We start from the raw sequence: 10,216 nt of genomic DNA on the forward strand, positions 1-10,216 counted from the left end.
TTTGTAAACTTTCTTTTTTACTGTTAATTATTTTTTTTCATGCAACAGTTTTTGCAGGAATTGATTTTACAATTAATGGAGTTGATGATTCCGCGAATAGTAACATTTCGGTGTTTTTAGCTGCCTTAAGTGAACCTCACGATGCTGATGATGAAACTTATTTAAAACAAGTTGAAGAATCAACACGTGAGGCTTTGACTGCATTAGGTTATTACCAGGTAAAGATGAAAATGGCGGTATCAGGTGAGCGAGGGAAGCAACTTGTTATCTTAAATATCAGCCCGGGTGAGCAAACTCATATAACAGAACTGAGCGTTAAATTAACCGGAGAGGGGCAAAGTGATCCGCAATTTAAAATATTGCTTGCTGACTTTTCTCTTAAATTAAATGATGTTTTGCACCATGGGCATTACGAGGCAGCGAAAAGCAGTTTAAAAAGCCTTGCACGAAGGCGCGGTTATTTTGATGCACAATATGACAAAGCATTGGTTGAAGTCACCTCGCAAAATAATAGTGCGATAGTTTACCTTTGGTTTAATACCGGAGTTCGTTACCAATTTGGTGAATTGGTTTTTGACACTGATATTCCTGCTGAAAAATATATCCGTTCATTAAAAAACTTTAAAACGGGTGATCCTTTTGAATCTAAAATATTAAGTAAATTTAATGCCGATATAAATGAAACTGGTTATTTCAAAAGCATCACAATATTACCCGATATTAAAGGCAAACAAGGATTACAGATCCCATTGAATGTTATTGCCAATATGCGCCCGCAAGACTCCTTTAATGTAGGACTGGGTTACAGCACTGACGAAGGTGTGCGCGGAAAATTTCGTTGGGTACGTCCTTGGGTAAATGATCACGGGCACTCTGTTGAAGGTAATTTAGTTGCTTCAATACCTACACAAGAGGCTTCGTTAACCTATAAAATCCCCCTTGATGATCCACTTTATGACTATCTTTCAATTCAAACGGGTTACAAAATGGTTAATCAAAATGATACAGATACCACTCAGTACCTTGTCGGTTTAAACCGCCATTGGCGTTTATCAAATAAATGGTTACGCACCTTGTTTATCAAATATGACTACGAGTTCGGTCGGCAGGGACAACAAGATTTTACAACGCAGTTAATTATCCCTGGTATTAGCTTTAGTCGTACCCGCAATCGAGGTGGTATCAATGCATCCTGGGGGGATAAACAGTTGCTCTCTCTGGAAGCGTCCAATGAAGCGTGGTATTCAAGTGATGATCTGGTTAAAGTTTATGGGCACGCAAAATTTTTACGAAGTTTTAATGGACATCAATTTGTTGCGGGTAGTGAACTAGGCGCTATCTATACTGACTCAATTTATAATGTACCTTCATCAATGCGTTTTTTTACCGGGGGAGATCAAAGTGTCAGAGGATACGATTATGAAAGTATTGCCCCAACCGATAATCAAGGTTATTTAGTAGGGGGGCTATACTTAGCGGTAGCCAGTTTAGAATACCGTTTTCCTGTTGCAGAAAATTGGAAAATTGCTTTATTTGCTGATGCCGGTACCGCAACCGATGATTTTTCTGAGGATATTTCAACCAGTGCGGGTTTAGGGGCGGTATGGTCATCCCCTGTCGGCCCAATTAGATTTTATCTGGCTAAACCTTTTACCGATCCCGCTAATTCGATCGCATTTCATTTTATGATTGGTCCTGAATTATGAGTTTGAAGTCGAAAATATTAAGTTTGACAAAACTAACAACTATCTTAGTTTTCAGCTTTACCTTTTTTATTTTATTGCTTGCTAGCCTGCTGCTGTTTAGTCATTCAGGAAATCAAGTGGTGATTAGTCTCGCCAAACAAATTGAACCGCGTTTTTCTATTGTGCTTGAGCAAGGTAGCCTTTTTAATTCACCCACTTATTCCCAGATCAGCTGGCATGATCAACAAGCTAAGATAGAGATAGATTCTGCAAGTTATGTTTTTGACTGGTCCTGTTTATTTAATAAAGTATGTTTAAAAAATCTTAATATTAGCAATGCACAAATTGTTATTACTGAAAGTGCTGAATCAGACGCAGAAAAAACGACTGAAAGTACAGCCGTCAGCAGCTTCGAATTCCCTGTAGACGTTGAGATAGAGGGGATTAATTTAAAACAGATTCATTTTGCGTTAGGTGATTTATCGGTCGATTTAAATGAATTACATTTACAAGCGTATGCAAACAAAAGTGATCTCACCTTAAAAACTGTTATTGATGGTTTACTGGTGAGCTTACCTGAAAGTGAAGCAACTGAAACGCCAGTAAAAAAATCGACTGACGATAGTAAACTGCCAACTTCAAAACCCGCATTGCTTTCACTACATGTTTTACCTGAAATTATTTTACCCCTGAATCTATATATTGACCCCTTTGATATCCGTAATTTCACCCTTAAACAGGGTGATAAAAACTTGTTTGAACTTAATTCGTTATCCAGCCAGTTTAGCTTTATACATTCAAAATTAACGATTCAATCTTTTGCTTTAGATTCAGTTGAAACAGAGTTGCAGTTAGATGGCGCTGTTAATTTTACCGGTCGATACCCTTTAAATATGCAATTAAAAGGGCAGCTAAAAGCAATTAAACAACTGCAACCAGCGGAACTATTGTCAGGGCAAGTTTACCAACTTAAAAGTTCTGGTGATTTATCACAATTAAAAACTGAACTACTTTTGTCTAATAAACTGTCAATGCAGTTAAACTCAGAAATTAATTTATTTAAAGAAAACCTGCCATATATATTAACGTTAAATTGGCAGCAATTACGCTGGCCATTAACAGGAAAAGCGCAATACTCATCCGCAAATGGTGCACTGCAAAGCAGCGGAGATATCTCTGATTACCGTATTAAAATAGATACTGTCTACAACATCGAAAATATACCTGCAGGAGAACTCTCTTTAGCAGCAAAAGGGGATCTACAGCATCTGAATCTTGAACAGCTGATCGTTAACACTTTAGATGGTTCAGTGAACTTAAGCGGCTTATTAAATTGGCAAGATGCAATAAAATGGCAAGGTGAGTTAGCTATTGATAAAATCGATTTAGCGCAATTAAATACACAATATACAGGTAACTTTTCAGGGCTAATTAAACAAAACGTAGCCGTTACATTGGAGCAACAAAATCCACCTTCTTGGATGTTTGCCATTCCAGAGATGGATATTTACGGTGAGTTTTTAACGCGCCCATTTACTGTTAGCGGTGTTATCTCCGGCGATGATAAACAGGGTATCTCTTTTCAAGAAGTTGTTGTTAATAACGCAGAAAATGAATTCATTATAAATGGCCGACTTGCAGAGCAAAATGATTTAGCTATTAAACTGAATATTGTTGATTTAAGCCATGCACTACTCGATAGTACTGGAAAAATTAACGGCGAAGTTGAACTGCAAGGGCCAAACAGTGCGCTAAAAATAAAATCTAATCTGCAAGGAGAGTTGCTAAGTTATCAGACAAGCGCATTAAACTCTTTTCAACTTAATGGTTTTGCGATTGCATCGGATAGACCGCAACTTTCTTTACAACTTGCGGCTAAGGAACTAACTGTTGCGCAGCAGATAATTGATAATATTGATATCACTATAGAAAATATTAGCAGTTCAGATACAGCCGAGCACCACCAAATTGATTTATCAGTAATCAGCGAACTTATCTCAACAGATCTGCAATTTCAAATTGTTCAAGATAATAAAAGATGGTTAAGTACATTAAGTGCCGCCAGCATCGACTTCCCATATCAGCAGTTAACCTTGAATAAACCGATTGATATAATTGCTGAAAATGAGAATGTGCAGTTAACCCCACATTGTTGGCTGTCATCAAACAAGCAAAATGACAATAGCGGACAATTATGCTTTAAAAAATCAGATATCGGCAAAGCAGGTGAAGTTATCCTTGCGATTGATTCCTATTTACTGTCGAGCCTTGATCCTGTATTACCTGATGAGTTTAAAATTGCGGGAGCGCTTTCTGCTAATGCACAAATAAAGTGGGATCAGATTGAAAAACCGCACTTTGATATTAATGTATTCTCAAATGATATGGCCATAAAAGTTAACCTTGAGCAAACTGAGCAAGGGCTTTTTATTTATCCGATGGAGAAATTTAATCTAAAGCTCAGTAGTAATAAGGAAAGTAGTCATTTGTCAGCAACTATTTATTCGCAAAATTTAATTGATGCAAAAATTGAAGGGCAATTGTTTCCCTATAAAAGCACACCAGATCTGAATCTCTCAGTTAATATAGAGCTTCCTGACTTTTCCCCTTTCACTGTACTGGTTCCTGAGCTTGAAAAACTTGCAGGGCAGTTACAAAGTGAATTATCTATTAATGGGCCATTAAAAAATCCGATTGTAAATGGACAGATAAATATTAATGATACGACAATTACAGCCGTTAGTGCGCCCGTTCAGATCAAGAGATTAAATACTTCTATCACAGTGAATAACAGCACTGCAACGGTCGATGGGGAATTTTATACCGGCCAAACAAATGATAGCGATATTGAAGAAAATGTCATGCGGAAAACCATTATTCATGACGCTATTAGTATCTTGGATAGCTCTATTAAAACAGTGGGCAGAACGATCATTAATGAAAATGAAAGCGAAAATATAACCGAGCCGCTTGCGGATCAGAATGTAACTGGTCGAGCCAATATTAAAGGTTCAATTAGTTGGAATAATAAATTAGAAGGAGATGTTCATTTTTTTGCAGACAAGATGACTATCTATGATTATGACAAAATTGATTTTTTGGTTAGCCCCGATCTGCATTTGCTGATTGCAGAACATGTGAAATTAAACGGTACTATCGTGGTTAACAAGGGAAAAATAACAGTAAAAGAGCTACCTGAAGGTGCTGTTTCTCCCTCGAAAGATATTATTGTCGTTGATATTGAAGCTCCAAAAGATGCAACGACATTGCCTATTGAAATTGATTTACAAGTCGAACTCGGTGAACGACTGGAGGTTGAAGCTTTAGGATTAAATACCAAAATAAATGGCAATATGCTGATACGTAAAGCGTTTGATCAAAATCTAACCATACATGGTGAATTAAACCTTGTGGACGGCAGTTATAGGGCATTGGCTCAACAACTTGTTTTACAAAAAAGTCGAATTGTTTTTCAAGGGGCACCTGAATCTCCCTATATTTCTATCGAAGCGATACGTGATCCCGATAAAATAGAAGACAATGTAACAGCTGGTGTGCGTGTAACAGGCACGCCTGATCAGTTATCACTGGTTATATTCTCTGATCCGGCCATGGCGCAACAAGATGCTTTATCTTACATTACCCGTGGTAAATCGTTACAAGCCAGCTCAGATAACCAGGGAAACAGCCAAATTGCCGGTATGTTAATTGATATGGGAGCAGATAAAACATCTGGTGTAATGAACGATATTGGTAATCAGGTTGGTATTAAAGATTTGTCTCTTTCTTCAAGTGGCAGTGGCGATGAGCAGTCTGTTGGTGTAAGTGGATCTATTGCACCAGGTATCGAGTTAAGTTATGGCGTTGGTGTGTTTGATAGTTTTTCAATATTAGCCATTCGTTACGAGATGTTTGAGCGTTTTTATATTGAAGCATCAAGCGGTTTATACCAGGCAATTGACGCTTATTATGAGTTTGATTGGGAATAGCTATTCGCTCCCAGAGGATCTCAATGGTGGTTATTTAACACTTAGTTATCATCCTCGCTTTCAAATATTTTCTCTAAGAGACAGCATCCATCAAGCACTTCTTGCCATGTTCGAGGCAATGTGAAATAGAAACCCTGCACAATATCGCAACCGAGTGTTTTGATATGCTCAAAATCCGCTTTAGTTTCAACTCCCTCGACAATAACTTCAAGCTGATATACTTTTGCCAGCTCAAAAATAATATCTATTGTCGGTTTTTTTCCGATAGGTGTATCACGCAAATTTTTAACAAATGAACGATCTATTTTTAATGTATCTAAGGGATAATTAACTAATTGACTGAATGATGTATATCCAGTACCGAAGTCATCAATCGCGACCCGAACTCCTAATGACTTAAGTTGATTAAGACTGATTACTGCTTGATGATCATCAGGCATCAAACATGTTTCAGTTATCTCAAGCTCTATCTGTTTAACATTTACACTGTATTTTTTGATAAGTTCTTTTAAACGAGTATAAAAGTTATCATTTCTTAGTGACTTAGATGAGACGTTGATCGAGAAAAAACCATCAAATCCAGTTGTTTCGACAATCTCTTTAAGCTTAATTAACGCATTTTCAGCAACCCACAAATCAACACTTAAAATAAGATCGGTTTTTTCAGCTATCGGAATAAAAACATCAGGCCCAATATCAATATCCATAAGGGCAGGGCATCTTAACAGAACCTCATATCCTTTTAGCTCGAGTGTCGAAGTTGTATAGGCGGGCATGAAGACTAAGAATAATTTATTATTGCTTAATGCTTCAATTAATTCACTCTCGATGATTTTTTCATTACGCATTTTCTCTTCAATCTCGGATGAAAAAAGCTTAAAGTTATTTTTCCCATCTCTTTTAGCTAAATACATTGCGTCATCAGCTTGATTTAATAATGTCTCACCGTTGTTTACATTGTCATTGGAATAGGCGATGCCAATGCTTGCATGAACATCAAATTTATCGTTATCAATGGTAAAACCATTTTTAAATAAATCGCAAATGCGTTGGCCAATGCTCTTTATAGCGTCCACTGATGGCAATCCATTCATTAAAATAACAAATTCGTCCCCACCAAGACGGGCAATGCTATTAATCATATCGCTACTGATAAAACGGTCATCTGCTCTTAGCGTTTGTCTTAACCTCTGGCTAAAAACGACTAGTAAGCGATCTCCTGTATCATGTCCGAAATTATCATTTACATATTTAAAATTATCCAAATCGATAAAAAATAGCGCAATATAGGTTTCACTTTTTTCATTTGTAACAATTACGGATGACAACTTTTCGTTAAAGCTTCCCCTGTTTGAAAGGCCTGTCAGTGGATCATTATTTGCGAGGTTATTTATTTTATTAATGAGTGAAATATAACTTTCATTTAAATCAGAAACTTCATCGTTAGTAGTTAATGGTTTAAGATCGACAACCAATGAAGCTTCAACTTCTTTTACACTTTTAGCCAGAGTGGTTATGGGTAATATAATTTGCTTGTCGATTATTCGCACAAGGATCAGATAACTTATTGTCATCAGTACGACATTCAGGAATAAAAGCTTAACAAGAATAGTATTTAAATTCTCTGCAAAATAGTTTTCATCTAGCGTTAATATAATTTCAAACAATGCAGAGCCAAAACTGCCTTCATAAAAGCCTTTCTCATTTAGTTGAAAAGGAGTGCTGCTGACTGATAATTTGTCAGTCATAATGTTTTTATCTGTAAATTTGGATGCGAAGTAGCCGTGATGCTCGTTAATCAGACGCCCAATTTCAACACTGATAAAATCGATATTCACTTCTGCCTGTACCAGGTAGATATCATCATTTTGGTCATAAAATGACTTGGATGTTAGTTGATATGGTGAAAAAACCTGAATCATATTAAATTGTTTGTTTTTAGTATCATCAAGAAAATAGTAATACTGAGATGTTTTTTCACTGTGATGACTTTTATCATTAACCTTATCTAAGATTGTTTTAGTTTGTTTTTTTAAAATTGGCTCAGCGAAGGGGTCTTGCGTATTAACATGAATAATTAATTCACTATTAGAGTCATAAATAACAAAATCATTAACAATACGCCCGATGTTGTTTGAACCACTTTCTTTATCAATAAATCGATTAAGGAACTGCGTAACATATGGTGCAGGCAGTTGATCGCCACGTTCCTGGGCATTAAAGATAAGAGATGCTTCTTTACTATCAATTTTCTGTCTTAAATAGCTTTTCGAATATGTCAGATCGTACTTGGCTCGCAATAACAGGGTTTGAATACGATCATCAAGTGAGTCAATTTTGTTTTCTATAATTTGATTTTTATAAACATCATAATAAACAGAAGAAACCATGGTGGAAACCATAACAATCACTGGCAATATAATATATCTTATTTTTTTTCCAAGCTTCATAATTCAACTACTCTGGGGTTCTCAGTATTGAAACAATTCGATTGCGAATTACAATATCGTCTTTAGAAAGCTGTGTGTAGCTATGACTGCGCTGCAGTGTCTTTGCATCAGGCGAAATTTCACTATCGTTTTTATATTTATCACTGGCCAATAACTGGGCCGCTTTATTTGTTGTAGAAAACCACACATCTTCCGCGTTTTGATAGGCAACCGATGGCTCATTAATAAACGCAAGAAATGCTTTAGTTCCCTCTTTTAAAACACTAGCGGAAGGGGCCGTAAAACAATCTACATAAAATAACGTTCCCTCTTTAGGAACAACATATTCCCAATCATCTTGGCCGGTACTTTTCTTTATATTATATAAATCCCCCGAATAAACTGCAGCAAGTGAGAGTTTGGATGATTTTCCTAACTCATTGGTATAGGTGATAGGGTAGCCATATTTCATAAGGTATTTTGACTGGTTTTTTAGTAATGAATATGCAGACTTTAGTTGTTCTCTATCACGAGTAAAGGGATCGAGACCTTGAGCCAGCAGGGCAATTGCAATTGTATCGATATCATCCTTAATCATCATTGTTGTACCAATATGCTCATTAGGGGGCATTAGAAGGTCATTCCAAGAATCGATTTTTGTTTTCGAAATAGAAGTACGATGAATAATCCCCATAGTGCCTTTGGCATAGGGAATGCCATATTTCCCACAAGCTTGCAGCGATTGTTGATCATTAAACTGTACATTATCTAAATGAATAGAATCTAAGGGAAGCAGTACCTTTAGTTTTCCATAGCGGAGTGTTGTAGCATTATCAACAATGATTAGATCGTATTTTGCTCCCTGACCATTCATCAAAATAGCATTACGATCAACTTCACTATCATAGAAATATTGCTTAACGGTATGACCTGTTTTTTTCGTAAATGCTTTGATTACCGCATCAGAGAGGAAATTTTCCCATGTGTAAATCTTAATTTCTTGAGCCGCTAGCGGTGAAATTAGTAAAAAACATAATAGGCTAAGTAAGGTATATTTCACAAAAAATCCTTGAAAAGCGCAGTGAAAACAACTAAAAAATAAAATATTAATACGAACTTAAGTTGTTTCAAAACAGATCAATCAAGAGCTTAAGAAGTGATCTGATTTACTTAACATTTTAGTTTGGAATTTTTAAAAATACGAGAAACTATCACAAATACTAGGTTATATTGATGAAAAGGTGGTAAGTGAATGATTATACAGTAGTAAAAGTAAGCGCCGCAAGCAATTAGAATATAATAGAAAATTATTCTTCATAAGAATAAACAATAGCTATATATAAACTAATATAACGTTGTTTGAACAAAGTGAATTTTTGTAGGCGAGTTTTAAGATGTAAGTAAAGTTTACTCACTAATCTAGTATTTAAGATAGGTGCGCATTATACGCTTGCTGGCAGTTTACTTTACCTGTCAATAATTCTATTTCTATGTGTTTTTTTAGTTGATTTAGATTATGTCGCGTTTTTTCGGTATACAAGAGCATAATATTGAGGAGCATATTCAGATGCTCCTAAGCCACGACATTCCAAGTTGTAATTATCCAGTATTTTATGGAAAGTGATTTTTCTAATTATATCTGGATTTTGTAGCCACGCTTCATTATTAGTCTGTGTAATGATCACCAAAACGCTAGAGTCTGGTAAGTCATCAACTATATTTTCGAAATAAAAATCATCACTAAGAGTTGGGTATAGTTTGTAAATAGGCATTTACTCACCTCATATAACTGGGCTGTTTATTGTAATTTGACCTTATGATATATATTACACCATAAAAATATAATGTCACGTTTTCGGTGAGTTAAATGTACTTAATGGCAAATTAAAGTCATTGCAGTTGGAGCTAGCTCACAGCAGATAAAGCAATATATATATAATTAATTTATCCGCGCCAATCAATATTGCAGATATTAGAAGTAAAAACTAGAAGTGTTTATTAGATAGCTAAGTGAAGTTTAATAGCGTTGACCAGTTATTTAAGTTGGTTATGAACAGCTAAGGTAATTAACCAAATCAAGTAAGTTACCAAGATAAAATTAACTGTAATTAAT

5 protein-coding genes are annotated in these 10,216 nt (G+C 35.8%); 2 read left to right on the forward strand and 3 right to left on the reverse strand.

Going from position 1 to position 10,216, the window contains the following annotated elements; all coding sequences use genetic code 11:
* A partial coding sequence (locus tag AC4GME_RS13565) for an autotransporter assembly complex protein TamA (RefSeq protein WP_490379579.1) occupies positions 1 to 1,706 on the forward strand: 1,706 nt, incomplete at its 5' end.
* A complete protein-coding gene (locus AC4GME_RS13570) occupies positions 1,703 to 5,674 on the forward strand; it encodes a translocation/assembly module TamB domain-containing protein (RefSeq protein WP_490379580.1) in 3,972 nt (1,323 codons plus the stop codon). The genes AC4GME_RS13565 and AC4GME_RS13570, both read left to right, overlap by 4 nt.
* Before the next feature lie 41 nt (positions 5,675 to 5,715).
* Here the strand turns inward: AC4GME_RS13570 and AC4GME_RS13575 are convergent, their stop codons facing one another.
* The 3 genes from AC4GME_RS13575 to AC4GME_RS13585 all read right to left on the reverse strand — a co-directional run bounded on the left by AC4GME_RS13575 (position 5,716) and on the right by AC4GME_RS13585 (position 9,875).
* A complete protein-coding gene (locus AC4GME_RS13575; protein WP_490379581.1) occupies positions 5,716 to 8,064 on the reverse strand; it encodes a putative bifunctional diguanylate cyclase/phosphodiesterase in 2,349 nt (782 codons plus the stop codon).
* Positions 8,065 to 8,131: 67 nt separating this feature from the next.
* Positions 8,132 to 9,163, reverse strand: a complete 1,032-nt coding sequence (locus tag AC4GME_RS13580; RefSeq protein ID WP_490379582.1) for a polyamine ABC transporter substrate-binding protein — start codon at positions 9,161 to 9,163, stop codon at positions 8,132 to 8,134.
* 454 nt (positions 9,164 to 9,617) lie between these two features.
* A complete protein-coding gene (locus AC4GME_RS13585; protein ID WP_490379583.1) occupies positions 9,618 to 9,875 on the reverse strand; it encodes a hypothetical protein in 258 nt (85 codons plus the stop codon).
* Positions 9,876 to 10,216 lie beyond the last annotated feature (341 nt).

The organism is Psychromonas sp. (assembly GCF_983033635.1).

Excerpts from the sequence above, each read along its gene's own strand:
- AC4GME_RS13570 (WP_490379580.1), top strand. The coding sequence starts at position 1,703 with ATGAGTTTGAAGTCGAAAATATTAAGTTTGACAAAACTAACAACTATC.
- AC4GME_RS13575 (WP_490379581.1), bottom strand. The coding sequence starts at position 8,064 with ATGGTTTCTTCTGTTTATTATGATGTTTATAAAAATCAAATTATAGAA.
- AC4GME_RS13585 (WP_490379583.1), bottom strand. The coding sequence starts at position 9,875 with ATGCCTATTTACAAACTATACCCAACTCTTAGTGATGATTTTTATTTC.